The sequence below is a fragment of the Nocardia sp. NPDC023733 genome (genome assembly GCF_040639775.1).
GTDB classification, from domain to species: Bacteria; Actinomycetota; Actinomycetes; order Mycobacteriales; family Mycobacteriaceae; genus Nocardia; species Nocardia rosealba.
Window position 1 is genome coordinate 215,683 of the sequence record NZ_JBFAAN010000003.1, and the last position, 17,021, is coordinate 232,703.

The following is a 17,021-nucleotide window of genomic DNA, read 5'->3' on the forward strand; positions in this document are numbered from 1 at the left end:
GCAGGGACAATCGAGGGAGTAGACGAAACCGTTTCTTCGGCGTACGAAACCGTGACCTTTCAGGAGTCGGTCTGTGACACAACACATCTGGTATGCCGCCTACGGATCCAACATGTGTACGGCGCGCTTCGACTTCTATCGACTCGGTGGCACTCCGCCCGGCACGGACCACCTCTACACAGGCTTCCGCGATCCCACCCCACCCATGAAGACGACCGCACTGCCGGTGCCGGGCAGCGTGTATTTCGCCTGGCAGAGTCCGGTGTGGACCGGGGGTGTCGCCTTCTACACCGATCAACCGGCACCCCGCTGGCCGACCGACGCCGTGACCAGGGGCTATCTGCTCACCCTCGACCAGTTCGCCGACCTGCTCGACCAGGAGATGTACCGCACGCCCGGCCGCGGCTTCGACCTGGACCGCGTCGTCGACCAGGGCAGGGTCCGGTTCGGGCCGGGACGCTACGAAACCGTCATCCACCTGGGCGACGAAGACGGCGTACCGATCCTGACGTTCACCGCGCCGTGGTTGCCGGAAAGTGTTGCCCTGCAACGCCCGTCGGCCATATACCTGTCCATGATCGGGGCCGGACTACGCGAAGGTCAGGGGTGGGACACCGACCGGATCGTCGATTACCTGCGGGTGCGGCCCGGTGTCGCCGGACAATGGGACGAGCGCGAACTGCGCGCCGCCCTGTTATCGACGCACGACACCGGGTAATCCACCGGAGGGCAGATCTCCCAGGAGCGAGCGCATGGAGTGGTTCGCGGCACCGGAATACTGGTACGGCAGGCTGATCTTCCAGCGCGGCCTGGCGGTGATCTACGCCGTCGCCTTCCTCACCGCCGCACTCCAGTTCCGGGCGTTGCTCGGCGAGCGCGGCATGCTGCCGATTCCGCGTTTCCTCGAACGCTCGTCGTGGCGGCGGTCGCCGAGCCTGTTCCATCTGCGCTATTCGGATCGGCTGTTCGCCGCCGTGTCGTGGACGGGGGTGGTGCTCGCGGTCGCGGTGGCGGCGGGTCTGGCCGACGCGGTGCCGCTGTGGGCGGGCATGCTGCTGTGGTTCGCACTGTGGGTGCTGTATCTGTCGATCGTCAACGTTGGTCAGCTGTGGTACGGCTTCGGTTGGGAATCATTGCTACTCGAGGCCGGTTTCCTGGCGATATTCCTCGGCAACGACACCGTCGCACCGCCGCTGCTCGTGCTGCTGGCCGCGCGGTGGCTGTTGTTCCGGGTGGAGTTCGGGGCCGGACTGATCAAGTTGCGCGGCGATCCGTGCTGGCGCGACCTGACCTGCCTGTACTACCACCACGAAACCCAGCCGATGCCCGGTCCGCTGAGCTGGTTCTTCCATCACCTGCCCAAACCGCTGCACAAGGTGGAGGTGGCGGCCAATCACTTCGCCCAGCTCATCGTGCCGTTCGGGTTGTTCGCACCGCAGCCGGTGGCGAGTATCGCGGCGGCGATCGTCATCGTCACCCAGCTGTGGCTTGTGCTGTCGGGCAATTTCGCCTGGCTGAACTGGGTGACGTTGCTGCTCGCCGCCACCGCGCTTTCGCTGCCCGGCGGACAGTCCGCACCCGCTGCGCCCGGTTGGTTCGTCGGCGTCTGCATCGCCTACGTGGCCCTCGTGGTGGTGGCCAGCTACCGGCCGGTGCGCAATATGCTCTCGCCGAATCAGCAGATGAATGCCTCCTTCGACCCGTTGCACCTGGTCAACACCTATGGTGCGTTCGGATCCATCGGCCGCACCCGCTACGAGATCGTGCTGGAGGGCACCGAGGACACCCACCTCACCGACGACACCGTGTGGCGCGAATACGCGTTCAAAGGCAAACCGGGCGATCCGCGTCGCATGCCACGCCAGTTCGCGCCCTACCACCTGCGCCTGGACTGGCTGATGTGGTTCGCCGCGATCTCCCCCGCCTACGCCCGCTCGTGGGCGCTGCCGCTGGCCGCGCGGCTACTGCGCAACGACCCCGACACCCTGCGCCTGCTCGGTCCCAATCCGTTCCCCGACGCCCCGCCGCACTATGTGCGGGCCCACCTCTACGAATACGAGTTCAGCGCCCCGGCCGAACTGTTCGGGCAGCGAATCTGGTGGCGGCGCACACTGATCGGCGAGTTCCTGCCGCCACTCACGCGTGACCGCCTGAACCGGTACTGACAGCAGAAAAGCCCGGCATCCAGGCCGGGCTTTCGTTGAGCGGATGACGAGATTCGAACTCGCGACCCTCACCTTGGCAAGGTGATGCGCTACCAGCTGCGCTACATCCGCGTGCACGTCCTCGGCCCGATCCGGGCCTCGTGGTGCGAGAAGGAACTCTAGCGTGTGCTCCCCCGAAACACGAAATCAGGCCCCCTTGACCACCGCTCGGATGGTCTGCCGCTCTGGCGATCGGGCACATCGTTAAGCCCGCAATAAGAATGCGGAAGCCGTTGCGCGGGAGACTTATTCGCAGGTAGGCAACCATTGCCGCCACTCAGGGGAGGTAAGGGATTGAAGACTCTCGGACTGCTCACCGCCGCCGTGGCTGTGACGACCATCATGGTCGCGGGACCCGCGCACGCCGACATCACCGATGCCGTCGGATTCGTCGACACCACCGACAACGGTGGCGAGGAGGGTTTCAGCGACTACGCCATCGACATCAACCACCCCGGTTCCTGCCTGGTGGTGCAGAACCACACCGGCGGCCGGGTTCGCATGCGGTTGGACTACCCCACCAGCCGGGGCTCCTGGTTGTTCGACCACGACGACGTCAAGATCGTCACCCGCGAGGGCAACGCCGTGAAGTCGCCGTCGGGCCGGTGGCATGTGCGGGTGAACCCGCCGATCACCCCCGTCTGGACCTACGACGCCAACCGCAACGCCAGTTGGGGCTGCAACGGCTCGTGGGTACTGAGCATGAACTGATCGGGGGGTGTCGGGCCCGGAGCACAGATCTGCTCCGGGTCCGACGCGCGTCTCAGTTCTCGGGGTTCGCGCGCTGAGCGGTCTTGCGCGCCAAACGTTCCGCGGCCTCGGCGTTGTCGAGGGCGGTGGCCTCCTCCAAGGAGGGAGCGCTGCCGCCGAGGCGCTTGGGGACCCAGTAAGCGCCGGGCTCGTGTTCGTAGTCCTTCTGCAGGTCGGCGAGCATGGCCTGCATGGTTCCGCGCAGCTCGGCGGTCAGGTCGCCGACGGGTTCGTAGGGCTTGATCGGCTTGCCGACGGCGATGGAGATCGGGGTGTTGGTGCGGCCCAGGCGCTTCGGGAAGCCCTTGGTCCACACGCGCTGGGCACCCCAGATGACGATCGGGATGATCGGCACGTCGGCCTCGAGCGCCATGCGGGCCGCGCCGGACTTGAATTCCTTGATCTCGAAGCTGCGGCTGATGGTCGCCTCGGGGTACACGCCGACGAGTTCGCCGTCGCGCAGGTACTTCACCGCCGACTTGTAGGAGTCGGCGCCCGCCGTGCGGTCGACCGGAATGTGTTTGAGGGCGCGCATGATCGGGCCGGAGATCTTGTTGTCGAACACCTCCGCCTTCGCCATGAACCTGATGTAGCGCTTGGGGGTGCGCGCGGGCAGGCCGGCGTAGGTGAAGTCCATGTAACCGGTGTGGTTGATCGCCACCACGGCACCACCTGTCGCGGGGATGTTTTCGGCCCCCTTGACGGTGAACTTCAGACCTTCGAGGAAGAAGACGGTTCGGGCCAGGCCGATGATCGACCGGTAGACGGGTTCCACAATTCAGCTAGCGTAGTCGCAGATCGCCGCTTCCGGCACCCGGCCAAGGAATGAGGAACGTCGAAGTGCAACGCGCTCAGCTGCCCCCGTTTGCTCCGACCCGCCGTGCCAGCGCCCTGGCCGCGGGACTGACCGCCGCCGCGCTGATCGCCGGCTGCGACTCGGTATCGGGCATTCCGGGCGACGGACCGGTGGCCGCGCCTGCCACCAGCACCTCGGCAGCCGCCTCGTCCTCGACCGCCACCGAGGCCGCGACCACACCGGTACCGACCACCGAGCCGGTACCCGCCGACGCACCGCAGGTCGGCGCGGTGGCGGGCAACCCGGATGCCGTGACCGCCGTGCGCCGCTGGGCCGCCGACCTGCGCTCGTCGACCGTCACCGAGCTACAGGCCAAGTGCTGGACCATCCCGCCGCGCACCGTCGCCGACATGTACGTCGACCCGCAGTCGATCCTCGCCGCCCTGAGCAGGCCGGGCACCGCCACCGCCGACACCGTCACCTGGCGCAACGCGACGACGACGATCACCGTGGAACAGCGCGACATCGCCACGGGCTACGCCTGCGGCCGGGTGTTCGCCGCCGGTGTCGAGCCGGGTTACGACGAGGCCGACGCGCGTCACACCGTTCGCCGTTACCTGGCCCGTGCAACGGGCAAACCTCTCAACCCGGACGACACCGAACAGATCCACCCCCTGACCTGCGCGGCGAGCTCGGCCACCTGGGACCCACAGGGCACCGGCAACCCCACAGCACCCCCGCTGGCCACCGACTCGGGCAAAGTAGGCAATGTCACCTCCTTCGCCGACCAAGAGCTATCATCCGAACGAGTTCAGGGGGATTACCTGGCGGTTCAGGTCCCGGTGACCACCTCCCCCGGGGGCACCAGGACGCGCACATTCACCGTCGTCTCGACCCCCGAGGGCTACTGCATCGGTGATGTAACGGTTTAGCCACTACCCTTGTTGGCTGGTGCCGCCGCAGTGGTCAGAGCTCGGCGGCGGCTCGCGTCACCAGGTCGAGCCCGGTGCGTCGGCGAATCAGATCCTGGTAGGAGGACATAGCTCGTGCAGATCACCAGTGTCGGACATGCTGGCTTCCACATCCGAACCGAGGCCGGGACCATCCTGTGCGACCCGTGGGTGAACCCCGCCTACTTCGCGTCGTGGTTCCCGTTCCCGGACAACACCGGCCTGGACTGGGCGGCGCTCGGCGACGTCGACTACCTCTATGTCTCGCACCTGCACCGCGACCACTTCGACGCCGCGCTGCTGCGCGAGCACGTCAACAAGGACGCGACGGTCCTGCTGCCCGACTACCCGGTGCCGGATCTGCGCCGCGAACTCGAGTCGCTCGGCTTCACCAAGTTCTTCGAGACCGAGGATTCGGTCAAGCACACCGTCACCGGACCCAAGGGTTCGCTCGACATCATGATCGTGGCGCTGCGCGCACCCGCCGACGGCCCCATCGGTGACTCGGGCATCCTCGTCTCCGACGGCGAGACCACCTGCTTCAACATGAACGACGCCCGCCCCGTCGACATGGACGTGATCCACGACGCGTTCGGGCACATCGACATTCACCTGCTGCAGTACTCGGGTGCCATCTGGTACCCGGCCGTCTACGACATCCCCGCGCGCACCAAGGCCAACTTCGGCAAGCAGAAGCGTCAGCGCGGCATGGACCGGGCCCGCTCCTACATCGAGCAGGTCGGCGCCACCTGGGTGGTGCCCTCGGCCGGTCCGCCGGTGTTCCTCGACGACGAACTGCGCTACCTCAACGACGACCGCGGCGACGAGGGCAACATCTTCCCCGACCAGATCGTGTTTCTCGAGCAGATGGAGATCCACGGCAACAAGGGCGGGATCCTGATGATCCCCGGGTCCGTCGCCGACGTGCGCGGTTCCTCGTTGGATCTCACGCACCCGTTCGACCCGCAGCGCATCTACGGCGACAAGGCCGCCTACATCGCCGACATGGCCGAACGCTTCGCCCCCGTGCTCGCGGCTGAGAAGGCCACCTGGGAGCACGGCGAGGGTTCGCTGCTCGAGCCGCTGCGCGAGCTGTTCGAGCCGATCATGAAGCAGAGCGCGCTCATCAGCGACGGCATCGGTTACCCCGTGGGCCTGGTGCTCGGCGAGGAAACCATCGTCCTGGACTTCCCGCAGCGCACCGTGCGCGAGCCCATCGAGGGCGAAGGCCGCTACCGCTACGGCTTCCGCATCGCCCCCGAACTGGTACGCACCGTGCTGCGCGACGACGAACCGGACTGGGTGAACACGATCTTCCTGTCCACCCGCTTCCAGGCGTGGCGCATCGGCGGCTACAACGAATTCCTCTACACCTTCTTCAAGTGCCTCACCGACGAGCGAATCGCCTACGCCGACGGCTGGTTCGCCGAGGCGCACGACGACTCGGCCACCATCGAACTCGACGGCTGGGAAGTGCAGCGCCGCTGCCCGCACCTCAAGGCCGACCTGTCGAAATTCGGTGTGGTGGAAGGCAACAACCTCACCTGCAACCTGCACGGGTGGCAGTGGGACCTGGAGTCGGGGCGTTGCAAGACGTCCAAGGGGCACGAACTGCGGTCCCAGAAACTCTGAGGTTCGGATTCGGGACGGGCGGTGCGCTGACGGCACCGCCCGTTTCTCGTTTCCGGCGCGGTTCAGTCGTCTTCGGGCGGGGTGGCGACGTGGCGGGCGTATTCCAGGATGCGCAGAGTTTCCACGGCGTCGCGTGGGTCCACCGGGACCGGTGCCTCGGCGAGTAGCGCGGCGGCCATCTGGGCGTAGAAGGCCGGGTAGTCACCGGGGAGGGTGGGGATCGTCTTCAGGTCCTCGCCTGCGCCGAAGGTGCCCCATTTGTCGGGAGTGACTGTGCCCCAAGGTTTTCCGTCGTCCGGGCGGCGGCCGGCACGCAGGTCGTCTTCCTGGGGATCGAGGCCCGAGACCGTGTAGCCGTTGGTGGAACCGAGCACGCGCATGCGTGGACCCAGTTGGGGCGCAACGGCACTCATCCACAGGTGCGAGCGGACGCCGGAGGCGTGGGTGAGGGCGACGAAGGCGTCGTCGTCGGCCTGCACGTCCGGGCGGCGCTGGTCGAGTTCGGCGTACACCTCGGTGACCGGGCCGAAAAGGGCGAGTGCCTGATCCACCAGGTGACTGCCCAGATCGAACAGGATCCCCGCCCCGTCCTCGGCGGAGCCGACCTCACGCCAGCCGCCTTTCGACACCGGCCGCCACCGCTCGAACCGCGACTCGAACCGGCGGACCTCGCCGAATTCGCCCGCCTCCATCAGCGCTTTGACGGTCAGGAAGTCGTTGTCCCAGCGGCGGTTCTGGAAAACACTCAGCGGCAGCCCCGCCCGCTCCGCCACCGAAACCACCTCTTCGGCATCGGCCGACTTCACCGCGAACGGTTTGTCGACCACCACCGGCAACCCCGCGACCAACGCCTTCACCGCCAGCTCCGCATGCGTCCGGTTCGGTGTCGCGATCACCGCCAGATCCACATCGTCGGCCTCGGCGAACATCTCCTCCGCGCTCTCCCACACCCGCACCCCCGGATGCTGCGCCCGCGCCTGCGCCGCCCGCTCCGCCGACGACGTCACCACCGCCGCCACCCGCATCCTCGGCTCCGCCGCAATCAACGGCGCATGAAACACCGCCCCCGCCAACCCGAACCCGACAACCGCAACCCCGAGCTGATCCATCCCGACCCTTCCGTCGACGATCCCCGCCCGAGTATCCCCTCCTTGTTCACCGCTTCGGTAGTTTCTCCACGGCCTGGCGCAGGAATGTACAGCGCTCGTCGTGACAACGGTTGGTCAGCTGCGGCGATTGTCGGCTGACGAGGTGGTGGCGCGGCTCGCCATGACAACCGCGACCAGAACGAGCGCGCAGCTCAGGACTGCGAGCGGGGCGAGGCGGCCGTCGGCGGCGTCGAGGAGGAGGGCTGCGACCAGTTGGCCGGCTACCGAAGTGAGGCCGAGGAGGAGGACGCCGATCATGCTGACGGTGATCGCGGCGAGGGCGATGAAGGCTACGCCGATCAGGCCACCTAGGTAGAGCCAAGGGGTGGTGGGGAATTGGGTGGGGAGGCCCTTGGTGAGGAGGGTGTAGGTGTCGAAGAGGCAGAGGGCGATGAGGCCGACGGTGAAGTTGACGAGGGTGGCGGGGAAGGGGCCGCCGACTGCGCCGACGCGGCCGTTGACCGCCTGCTGCCAGGCCAGGCCGATGCCTGCGAGGGCAGGTAGGGCGATGAGCAGGTGGTCGGGGACACCGGTGTCGGCGGGGGCGGGGGCGTCGCGGCCGCTCGCCGCGAGGACGACACCGATGATGCCGAGGCCGGCGGCCAGCACCCGCCACCAGGTGATCGGTGTCCGGCCGTTCGGTGCGAGACCTACCCGGTCGACGACGAGGCTGCTGAGGAGCTGGCCGACGACGACGGCGACGGTGAAGGCCGTGACGCCGATGGCGGCGATGGTGAGGCCCTGACTCGCGACGAAGAACGCACCGCACACACCGCCCAGGAGATACCACGGGCGCAGGCTGCCGTCGGTTGTGGCGGTGCGGACCGAGCCGAGGCCCGATCGCAGGGTCGGGCTGACCGCGAAGGCGATCAGCAGGGCCAGCAGGCCGATTCCGAAACTGATCGTGGCGGCTGCGACGCCGTCGCCGAGTTCCGCTCCGAGTGCCCCGTTGATCCGTCCCTGCACCGCGACACCGCCGCCGATGCAGAACCCGAAGATCGCTCCGAGACCGTTGCGCCCGACCACTCCGCCCTTTCCGCCGTCGTAGCTCTCGACACTACCGATGCGCGAACCGACAGCGGCCTGGGTGACGACCCGTACTCCATCGGGTCGTCCACGACTACTTCCGTCCCGGCAACCAACTCGGTGCGACCAGGCCGGCTGCCAGCAACACCACGCCCAAGCCGGCGATCGCCACAGACATCGAAACCCACTGGGTGGCTGCGGCGACGACACCGAAGACGGCCAGCGCGACCACCTCTGACAGCAAGCCGACGACGGAGGTGACCGTTGCCCGTGCGCGCCCTTCGATCGCATCCTGCAGGCGCGCCCCCGCGACGACCTCGGCATTGAAGTCGATCCCGTACGCCACGGCGATCCCGAGGAATCCGATCCACAGCAGTCCGGCGCCGACAGCCAACGCACCGGCGATGAACGAGATCCCCGCGACGAACAGGGCGACTCCGACCAGCCGGGCGGGCGCGGACTCGGTGCGCCCCGCCAACAGCGAACCGGCCAGCGAACCCGCGACGGTCACGCCGACGAGCAACGCGGAGGTGGCGGGCGAGGCGCCGCCGGAAACAGCGAGCAGGCCGAAGTATTCGTCGAAAGCGGTGACGCCGTAGAGCAGCGCGCCGAGCAACACGCCGCGACGCACTCGCCGCACATGCATCGATTCGGCGATCCCGGTCCGGAGCATCGCCACATACCGCTTGCGCACCGGTCGATCCGCCTCGACAACGCCCGCTGGTGCGGCAACACCGGGAGGTGGCGTTGCGTCGTCGTCCAGAGCATCGACTTCCGTCGCCGAAATGGCCACCGGCGCACGGGGCAGTGCCAGCGCGGTGACGGTGTGGACGACACCGACGCCGACACTCACCCAGCCGACCAGGCCATACCCACCCCACGCGAAAAGCGGTGCGGCCGCGACAATCGCGACGAGAACGGTCGTCTCCTGCGCGGCCCGAGCCCAGCCCATGATGCGCGCGTACTGAGCGGTTTCCCCGCGCGCCACCAGGTCGTCGTAGATCAACGCCTCGAACGTGCCCGATTCCAGCGCACCGGCGATCCCCCACACGACGAATCCCACCGCGAACCCGGCGAACGAGGGAGCGACCATCCAGATCGTGAACCCGGTTGCCTGCAGCACCGCGCTGAACACGAGCAGGCCCCGCCGCGACACCGTGTCCGCCCACGCCCCGGAGGGCACCTCGAGCAGGAAAGCCGTGATCGACCACAGCGCGAGCAGCAACGAGATCTGCGCGGTCCCGAGCCCGTGATCAGCGAAAAGCACACCGTAGAGCGCGTAGATGGGCAGCAGATCCCGCGAGCCCTTGAACAGCACCGCGCGGACCCCGAGCCCACGCACACCGCCGGGCGCACGACTCACCGCCGCCACCAGGCGCCTACAGAGCGAGAAAGGTCAACAGCCGTAGATGAGCATCCGCATGCGTCCATCGTTCGCCGCGGGCCATCGCCCGTCAAGCGGTTATTCGTAGTGGTGCCGACAGGACAGGACCCGGATCACACCGTCGTCGACCCGATAGACCAACCGATGTTCCTGCGTGATCCGGCGCGACCACCAGCCCGAGAGGCTGTGCAGCAGTGGCTCCGGCTTGCCGATCCCATCGGCTTGACCATTGCTCGCGATGTCGTCGAACAGGCGGTTGATCTTGCGGGCGGCAGCACGGTCATTGGCGACTGTCCAGACATAGTCCGCCCAAGCTTCGGAGAAGAACTCCAGCTTCACGCGACACCGGCCGAGTCACCATCGGGAACATCGAGGCGCGCCTGCGGAGCGAAGCCACCTGCCGCGAACTCTTCCAGCCCACGTTGCAGGTGCCGTGCATTCGCGGGAGTGCCTAGTAGATGCGCGGTTTCCTTGAGCGCCTCGTACTCCCGTAGCGAAACGACGACTGCCGCGTCGTGCCCCGCGCGGGTGACAACGACCTCTTCGAGGTCATCGGTGGCAGCGTCCAGCACACTCGCCAATGTCGCGCGGGCTTCGGTGTAACTGATCTGCCTCATGAAACAACTGTACAGGAATTCTGTACCGCTCAGCCGAGGGGGATCCAGCCGTTGGCGGCGAGGGAATCGTCGTCGTCGGAGTGGGGGGTGTTGAGGTCGTTGATGAGGTCGGCGACCGGGTGGGAGTCGCTGTAGTGGTAGCCCTGGGCCAGGGCGAAGCCGAGTTCGGTGAGGACGGCGGCCTGGTATTCGGTTTCCACGCCCTCGGCGATCACCTGTAGGTCGAGGGATTTGCTGAGGGCGGCGATGACGCCGAGCAGGGGTGGGGCGGGGGAATCGGAGCGGATGGCGGCGACGAAGGACTGGTCGACCTTCAGGATGTCGCTGGGGATGGTGGCCAGGCGGCTCAGCGAGGAGTAGCCGGTGCCGAAGTCGTCGATGGCGATGCGCACGCCTCGGTCGCGCAGGGTGTGCAGGTTGGCGATGGCCGTCTGGGATTCGGCGGCCAGTTCGCTTTCGGTCACCTCGAGCACGAGCTGGTCGGCGGGCCAACCGGTGTCGTTGAGGATGGTGGCGACCCGTTCGGCGTAGTCGGTTTCGGCCAGTTCCAGGCCGGAGACGTTCACGTTCAGCGTGAGGTTCAGGGAGGCGAAGCTCTCCTGCAGGCGGGCGGCGTCGGCGCAGGCGCGGCGCAACACCAGTTCGTCCAGGTCGGAGATGAGGTCGTATTCCTCGGCGACCCGGATGAGGCCCTCGGTGGTGACCTCGGGCTGCGCGTTGGACGACCAGCGCAGCAACGCTTCGACACCGACGGCCTGGCCGCCGTCTTCGGTGAGGCTGACGATCGGCTGGTAGTGCACGTCGAGGGCGCCGCTGTCGATGGCCTCGCGCAGCTCGACCGCGAGCGGCAACTGCCGCGACGATTCGAGCACCGTGCGGTTGCGTCCGGCCTGCTTGGCCCGGTACAGCCCCACATCGGCACGGCTGATCAGCAGCGAGCCCGACTCGCCCGGCTGCCACGACGTGACACCGGCCGAACAACCCATGGTCACCGCCGCACGCAGCTGTTCGGTGAGCAGGATCGCGGCCTGCTCGGTGGTGCCGGGCAGCAGCAGCGCGAACACGTCGCCGCCGAAGCGGGCGAGCACCTGATCGGGGGCCAGCAGGTCGAGCCAGGTGTCGGCCACGCGCTGCAGAACGGCGTCGCCGGCACGGTGACCGAGGTGGTCGTTGATCTTCTGGAAGCGGTCGAGGTCGACAAGCACCAGCGACAGACCCTGACCACCGCGTCCGGCCGCGTCGATCGCCGGGTTGAGCTGCTTTTCGAAGCCGCGCCGGTTGAGCAGGCCGGTGAGTACGTCGATATCGGCGTCGGACGCCATGCGGGTGAGGATGCCGACCACCACCCCGGCCCCGAAGGTGACCCCGGCGGGGATCAGGCCCGACCACCACGGCAGCCCACGGTCGGGCAGCACCCACAGGCACAGCACCATCGCGAAGCCGATGTGCGCGGCGGCCTGCGGCCAGGCGAAGAACAGTGCCGCGTCGCAGGCGATGAAGACGTAGAACGACGCGAGCGTGATCCCGCCGACGAGGTTCGGGAACGAATGCACCGCGATGGTGACCAGCACGGTCGCGGTCGCCAGGTAGAGGTGGTGCAGCGCGTGCGGCATGCGCGGGCCCCAGGCCAGCAGCGTCAGACCGAGCAGCAGCGCGACCGCGGCGGCGGTGCCGACCAGCAGTCTGTTGCCGTCGTCGCCCGGTGCGACGGCAGTGATGGTCAGGCCGAGGACACCGCCGAGAACGTAGAACGCCCCCGTTGTCCTGGCCATGACTTTTGCCGTCGCCAACGCCGATGCCGCCCGCACCCGGGTTCGGGTATCGCCGCGCGCCCCGATTCCTCGCACGAGCACCAGCCTAGATGTTGTTCGGTTCCGATGTTTGCCACATCACATAAATGCCTGACCAGCAAACAGTGGAAAGCTCTACGGTGTCAAAACGTCGGTGCCGACGAACGGCACCAGCGCCTCGGGCACCCGGACCGAACCGTCGGCCTGCTGGTGGTTCTCCAGGATCGCCACGATCCAGCGGGTGGTCGCGAGCGTGCCGTTCAAGGTCGCCGCGATCTGGGCTTTGCCGTTCTCGTCGCGGTAGCGGACCGAGAGCCTGCGCGCCTGGAAGGTCGTGCAGTTGGAGGTGGAGGTGAGCTCGCGGTAGGTCTGCTGGGTGGGCACCCACGCCTCGCAGTCGAACTTGCGCGCGGCCGAGCTGCCGAGGTCGCCCGCGGCCACGTCGATCACCCGGTAGGGCACGTCGATCGCCGCGAGCATCTCGCGTTCCCAGGCGAGCAAGCGCTGATGCTCGGCCGAGGCCTGCTCGGGAGTGGTGTAGACGAACATCTCCACCTTGTCGAACTGGTGCACCCGGATGATGCCCCTGGTGTCCTTGCCGTAGCTGCCCGCCTCGCGACGGAAGCACGACGACCAGCCCGCGTACCGCTTCGGGCCCGCGCTCAGATCGAGGATCTCGTCGGCGTGGAAGCCCGCCAGCGGCACCTCCGAGGTGCCGACCAGGTACAGGTCGTCCTCGGCGAGGTGATAGACCTCGTCCGAGTGCTGACCGAGGAAACCGGTACCGGCCATGATCTCCGGCCGGACGAGCACCGGCGGGATCATCATGGTGAAACCGTTCGCGACCGCCCGCTGCGCGGCCAGCTGCAACAGACCCAGCTGCAGCAGCGCGCCGTGCCCGGTGAGGAAGTAGAACCGCGAACCCGACACCTTGGCGCCGCGCTCCATGTCCAGCAGCCCGAGCGACTCGCCGAGCTCCAGATGGTCCTTCGGTTCGAAGTCGAACTGCGGTGGGGTGCCGACGGTTTCGAGCACGACGTAGTCGTCCTCGCCGCCGGCGGGCGCACCTTCCTGCACGACATTGGAGATGGCGCGATGCGCGGCGTCGAGATCGGCGTCGGCCGCGCTCTGGGCGTGCTCGGCCTCTTTGACCTTGGCCGACATGTCGGTAGCGGCGGCCAGCAGCGCGGGACGTTCTTCCTTGCTGGCCTTGCCGATCACCTTGCCCATGGCCTTGTGCTCGGCACGCAGGGAGTCGGCCGTGGCGACGGCGGCGCGGCGGGCCGCGTCGGCTTCGAGCAGGGCGTCGACGAGCGCGGGGTCCTCACCGCGGGCCCGCTGCGAGGCACGGACGGCTTCCGGGTTCTCGCGCAGGAATCGGAGGTCGATCATGAGAAAACAGCCTAGTTGTTTACGCGATCCTCAGAATTTCGGCCTATGCCAACATGCCCGGGCGGGGGCATAGTTGCGGGGTGAGTACCACTTTCGACACCGCCGTCATCGATACCGCGCTCGACGATCTCACCGAGGGGGCGAAAACCTGGGCCGCGACCGATCTGCGCCGCCGCCGCGAGCTGCTCGACGAGCTGCACGCGCTCACCGCCCGCGACGCCGAGTCGTGGGTGGCTGCGGCCAGGACGATCAAGAAGCTCGACGCCGACAGCCCCCTGCTGGGCGAGGAGTGGATGTCGGGCCCGATGACGCTGCTGGCAGGCGCCAAGGCGCTGAGCGAGTCGATGGCGGCGCTCGAGCGTGGCGCGAGCCCGATCGACGGCGTCGACCTCGGTACCGCGCCCGGCGGCCGGGTGAGCGTGCCCGCGCTGCCACACGGCTTCTACGACTGGCTGCTGCTCAACGGGTTCAGCGCCGAGGTGTGGTTGCGTCCCGGTGTCGACGCGGCCACCGCGCGGCGCAAAGCCGGTCTGGCCCAGCGTGATCCGAAGCAGACCAACGGTGTCGGCGCGGTACTCGGCGCGGGCAACATCATGTCCATCGCGCCGCTGGACACCCTCTACGAGCTCTACGCCAACAACCGGGTGGTCGCGCTCAAGCTCAACCCGATCACCGATCCGCTGCTGCCGGTGTTCCAGGCGGTGTTCGCCCCGTTCATCGAACTCGGCGTGGTACGCATCCTCACCGGCGGCGCCCCCGAGGGCGGGTACCTGGTGAACCATCCGAAGGTCGACCACGTGCACATGACCGGCGGCGCGCCGACCCACGATGCGATCGTGTGGGGTGTCGGTGAGGACGCGCAGCGCCGCAAGCAGGCCGGCGAGCCCGCGTTGAGCAAGCCGATCACCAGCGAACTCGGCGGCGTCGCGCCGTGCATCATCGTGCCGGGCAAGTGGAGCAAGGCCGACCTGAAGTTCCAGGCCGAGCACGTGGCGACGATGCGCCTGCACAACGGCGGCTACAACTGTGTGGCCGCGCAGACGGTCGTGCTCAGCGCCGATTGGGACCAGAAGGAACAGTTCCTCACCGAACTGCGCGCCGCCATCGACAACGCCCCCGTCCGCACCGCCTACTACCCGGGCAGCGACACCCGCGTCGAGGGCGCGCTGACCAGCTACCCCGACGCCGGGCGGGCAAACGGCCGCGTACTGGTCGAGAACCTGCCGATGACCGGCACACCATTGCTGCGCACCGAGTACTTCTCCCCCGTCCTCGGCGTGGTCGAATTGCCCGGCACCGGCGCGGAATTCCTCGGCGGAGCGGTCGATTTCGCCAACGACGAGTTGATGGGCACGCTCGGCGCCAATCTGCTCGCCCACCCGGCGACCATCAGCGAACTCGGCGACGCCTTCGACACGGCTGTGGCGAACCTGCGCTACGGCACCGTCGCGATCAACTCGTGGACCGGTCTGGCGTTCCTGACGCCACGTGCGAGCTGGGGCGCTTTCCCCGGACACACCATCGACGACATCCAGAGCGGCATCGGCGTCGTCCACAACGCCTTCCTGCTCGACGATGTCGAACGCACGGTGGTGCGCGGACCGTTCCGCCCGGCGCCCCGATCGCTGTTCGCGGGCGAATTCGCCACCACCCCGAAACCGCCGTGGTTCGTCGCCAACAAGACCGCCGCGGCCACCGGTCGCAAGCTCACCGGCTTCTACGGTGACGGCAAGCTGCGCAGACTGCCCGGCATCTTCGTCTCGGCTCTGCGCGGCTGAGCCCGCCCGCCGCGTCGATCGGCTCCCATACAATCGCCGTCGTGTCCGATCATCAGAGCGACCCGGCCGAGAAAACCGCTGAACGCGGCGCCGGTCCGCTGCATCTGTCGGCGACGAAACTGCGGTGGGGACTGCTGATCGGCGCGCTCGGCGCGGTGCTCGCGGCGCTGGTCACGATGACGGTGACCGGTTTCGAATCCGACAAGGTGGAGGCACACCAGCCCGGCGCCGCGCCCGTGGTCAGGGACAAGGAGTTCAGCAGCGCCAACGAGGGCGACTGCCTGACCTGGGGCAAGCCCGACCGCAGCGACCTGCTGAAGGTGAACTGCGCCGACCAGCACCTGTTCGAGGTGGCCGGTGTCGTCGACTTGAAGGCCTACCCGGGTCGCGAGTTCGGCGACGGCACCCGGCACCCGGACTCGTTGCGGATGACCGAGCTGCGCGACGAGCACTGCGTGCCCGCGGTGCAGCGCTACCTCGGCGGGCGGTTCGATCCGCGCGGCAAGTTCATGGTGAACGTGATGTCGCCGAGCCCGGCGGGTTGGCAGCACGGTGACCGCACGCTGCGGTGCGGTCTGCAGGTGGCCGCCACGTCGACCAGTCCGGCCTCGAGCGGTTCGGCGACCCAGGGCGACCAGTCGAAGGTGCACGCCGTCGGCACCTGCCTCGGCATCAACCAGAACCTGCCGACCGATCCGGTGGACTGCGCGCAACCGCACGCGGTCGAGATCGTCGGCAACGTCGACCTGGGGAAGAACTTCACCGGTGGACCGCCCTCGGAGGCCGATCAGGACAAGTTCGTCGAGGCCGAATGCAATCGGTTGTCCACCGAGTACCTCGGCAGCCCCGACGCGATCCGCAACAAGACGCTCACGCTGTTCTTCGATTATCTGGAACCGACCAGTTGGCTCGCGGGCAGCCGCCAACTCGACTGCTGGCTCGGAAAGGGCGCCGACCGTGAGGGTTTCGCGCCGATCGTCGGTTCGGCGCGCGGAGAAATCCTGATCGACGGACAGGCTCCGGTCCCGCCACCCAACACCGGCCGCTCCACACCGGCCCCGCTGCCGGGCGCCGCACCGCTGCCGCCGCAGCCACAACCGCGATGACCGAACGGATGTCGCCCGACCGGTTCGAGGAACTGGTCGGCGACGCGCTCGACCTCATCCCACCCGAGCTCACCGGGGCGATCGACAACGTCGTGGTGCTGGTGGAGGCACGTAATGACGAGGAGCCCTCGCTGCTCGGTCTCTACCACGGCGTCGCCCTCACCGAACGCGACAGTTACTACGCGGGTTCGCTTCCCGATACCGTAACCATCTATCGGGAGGCTATTCTCGACATCTGTAGCAGTGACGACGAGGTGGTCGAGGAAGTCGCGATCACCGTGATCCACGAAATAGCACACTATTTCGGGATTGACGACGACCGGCTACATGAGCTGGGATGGGGCTAGCGAAGTTGGGTGGGGAAATCGATGGAACCGAACGACCCGCTCTCGCGTCCTATCACTCGTAGGGGGAATTCTCGTGGTTCCCGTTAGTCGCCACTAGAAGG

16 protein-coding genes and 1 tRNA gene are annotated in these 17,021 nt (G+C 67.7%); 8 read left to right on the top strand and 9 right to left on the bottom strand.

All coding sequences use genetic code 11. The features are described from left to right. Window positions 1-73: 73 nt before the first annotated feature. Window positions 74-718 carry a histone deacetylase gene (locus AB0F86_RS16425; protein WP_356984676.1) on the top strand — a complete coding sequence of 215 codons (645 nt, stop codon included), beginning with the start codon at window positions 74-76 and terminating at the stop codon, window positions 716-718. Between the two features lie 34 nt (window positions 719-752). Then, entirely contained in the window at window positions 753-2,165 is a 1,413-nt protein-coding gene (locus AB0F86_RS16430) for a lipase maturation factor family protein (protein ID WP_356984678.1), read from the top strand. A gap of 38 nt (window positions 2,166-2,203) precedes the next feature. Here the strand turns inward: AB0F86_RS16430 and AB0F86_RS16435 are convergent. Continuing rightward, window positions 2,204-2,276, bottom strand: a tRNA-Gly gene (locus AB0F86_RS16435). 222 nt (window positions 2,277-2,498) lie between these two features. Between AB0F86_RS16435 and AB0F86_RS16440 the strand changes: the two genes are divergently transcribed. Further along, window positions 2,499-2,915, top strand: coding sequence for a hypothetical protein (locus AB0F86_RS16440; protein ID WP_225281692.1), 417 nt, complete (start codon window positions 2,499-2,501; stop codon window positions 2,913-2,915). A 52-nt stretch (window positions 2,916-2,967) separates the two neighbouring features. On the opposite strand, the gene AB0F86_RS16445 is transcribed toward AB0F86_RS16440, so the two are convergent. Further along, window positions 2,968-3,729 carry a lysophospholipid acyltransferase family protein gene (locus AB0F86_RS16445; protein WP_225281691.1) on the bottom strand — a complete coding sequence of 254 codons (762 nt, stop codon included), beginning with the start codon at window positions 3,727-3,729 and terminating at the stop codon, window positions 2,968-2,970. Between the two features lie 65 nt (window positions 3,730-3,794). Here AB0F86_RS16445 and AB0F86_RS16450 point away from each other — a divergent pair, with 65 nt between their 5' ends. Then, the gene (locus AB0F86_RS16450; protein ID WP_356984680.1) at window positions 3,795-4,682 is read left to right on the top strand and encodes a hypothetical protein; all 888 of its coding nucleotides are present in this window, start codon (window positions 3,795-3,797) and stop codon (window positions 4,680-4,682) included. Between the two features lie 114 nt (window positions 4,683-4,796). Then, window positions 4,797-6,332 (top strand): Rieske 2Fe-2S domain-containing protein, encoded by a 1,536-nt coding sequence (locus AB0F86_RS16455; protein ID WP_356984682.1) that lies wholly within the window; start codon window positions 4,797-4,799, stop codon window positions 6,330-6,332. A 62-nt stretch (window positions 6,333-6,394) separates the two neighbouring features. On the opposite strand, the gene AB0F86_RS16460 is transcribed toward AB0F86_RS16455, so the two are convergent. The 7 genes from AB0F86_RS16460 to serS all read right to left on the bottom strand — a co-directional run bounded on the left by AB0F86_RS16460 (window position 6,395) and on the right by serS (window position 13,689). Further along, a complete protein-coding gene (locus AB0F86_RS16460; RefSeq protein ID WP_225281688.1) occupies window positions 6,395-7,441 on the bottom strand; it encodes a Gfo/Idh/MocA family oxidoreductase in 1,047 nt (348 codons plus the stop codon). Window positions 7,442-7,555: 114 nt separating this feature from the next. After that, window positions 7,556-8,506, bottom strand: a complete 951-nt coding sequence (locus AB0F86_RS16465) for a DMT family transporter (protein WP_356984684.1) — start codon at window positions 8,504-8,506, stop codon at window positions 7,556-7,558. Window positions 8,507-8,600: 94 nt separating this feature from the next. After that, window positions 8,601-9,869: an MFS transporter gene (locus AB0F86_RS16470; RefSeq protein WP_356984686.1), complete on the bottom strand. Its 1,269-nt coding sequence runs from the start codon at window positions 9,867-9,869 to the stop codon at window positions 8,601-8,603. Between the two features lie 99 nt (window positions 9,870-9,968). Next, window positions 9,969-10,229: a Txe/YoeB family addiction module toxin gene (locus AB0F86_RS16475; RefSeq protein ID WP_356984688.1), complete on the bottom strand. Its 261-nt coding sequence runs from the start codon at window positions 10,227-10,229 to the stop codon at window positions 9,969-9,971. Further along, window positions 10,226-10,507 (bottom strand): type II toxin-antitoxin system prevent-host-death family antitoxin, encoded by a 282-nt coding sequence (locus AB0F86_RS16480; protein ID WP_356984689.1) that lies wholly within the window; start codon window positions 10,505-10,507, stop codon window positions 10,226-10,228. Before AB0F86_RS16480 ends, AB0F86_RS16475 begins: the two co-directional genes overlap by 4 nt. Before the next feature lie 29 nt (window positions 10,508-10,536). Continuing rightward, a complete protein-coding gene (locus AB0F86_RS16485) occupies window positions 10,537-12,354 on the bottom strand; it encodes a bifunctional diguanylate cyclase/phosphodiesterase (protein ID WP_225281685.1) in 1,818 nt (605 codons plus the stop codon). 78 nt (window positions 12,355-12,432) lie between these two features. Continuing rightward, window positions 12,433-13,689, bottom strand: a complete 1,257-nt coding sequence (gene serS / locus AB0F86_RS16490; RefSeq protein ID WP_181700185.1) for a serine--tRNA ligase — start codon at window positions 13,687-13,689, stop codon at window positions 12,433-12,435. 53 nt (window positions 13,690-13,742) lie between these two features. Here serS and AB0F86_RS16495 point away from each other — a divergent pair, with 53 nt between their 5' ends. From AB0F86_RS16495 to AB0F86_RS16505, 3 genes are read left to right on the top strand one after another with little or no spacing between them, the layout of a single operon-like run. Continuing rightward, window positions 13,743-15,467, top strand: a complete 1,725-nt coding sequence (locus AB0F86_RS16495) for an aldehyde dehydrogenase family protein (RefSeq protein ID WP_356984691.1) — start codon at window positions 13,743-13,745, stop codon at window positions 15,465-15,467. A 41-nt stretch (window positions 15,468-15,508) separates the two neighbouring features. Beyond that, the gene (locus AB0F86_RS16500; protein WP_356984692.1) at window positions 15,509-16,573 is read left to right on the top strand and encodes a septum formation family protein; all 1,065 of its coding nucleotides are present in this window, start codon (window positions 15,509-15,511) and stop codon (window positions 16,571-16,573) included. Then, window positions 16,570-16,920 (top strand): metallopeptidase family protein, encoded by a 351-nt coding sequence (locus AB0F86_RS16505; protein ID WP_067495311.1) that lies wholly within the window; start codon window positions 16,570-16,572, stop codon window positions 16,918-16,920. Before AB0F86_RS16500 ends, AB0F86_RS16505 begins: the two co-directional genes overlap by 4 nt. The last annotated feature ends 101 nt before the right edge of the window (window positions 16,921-17,021 follow it).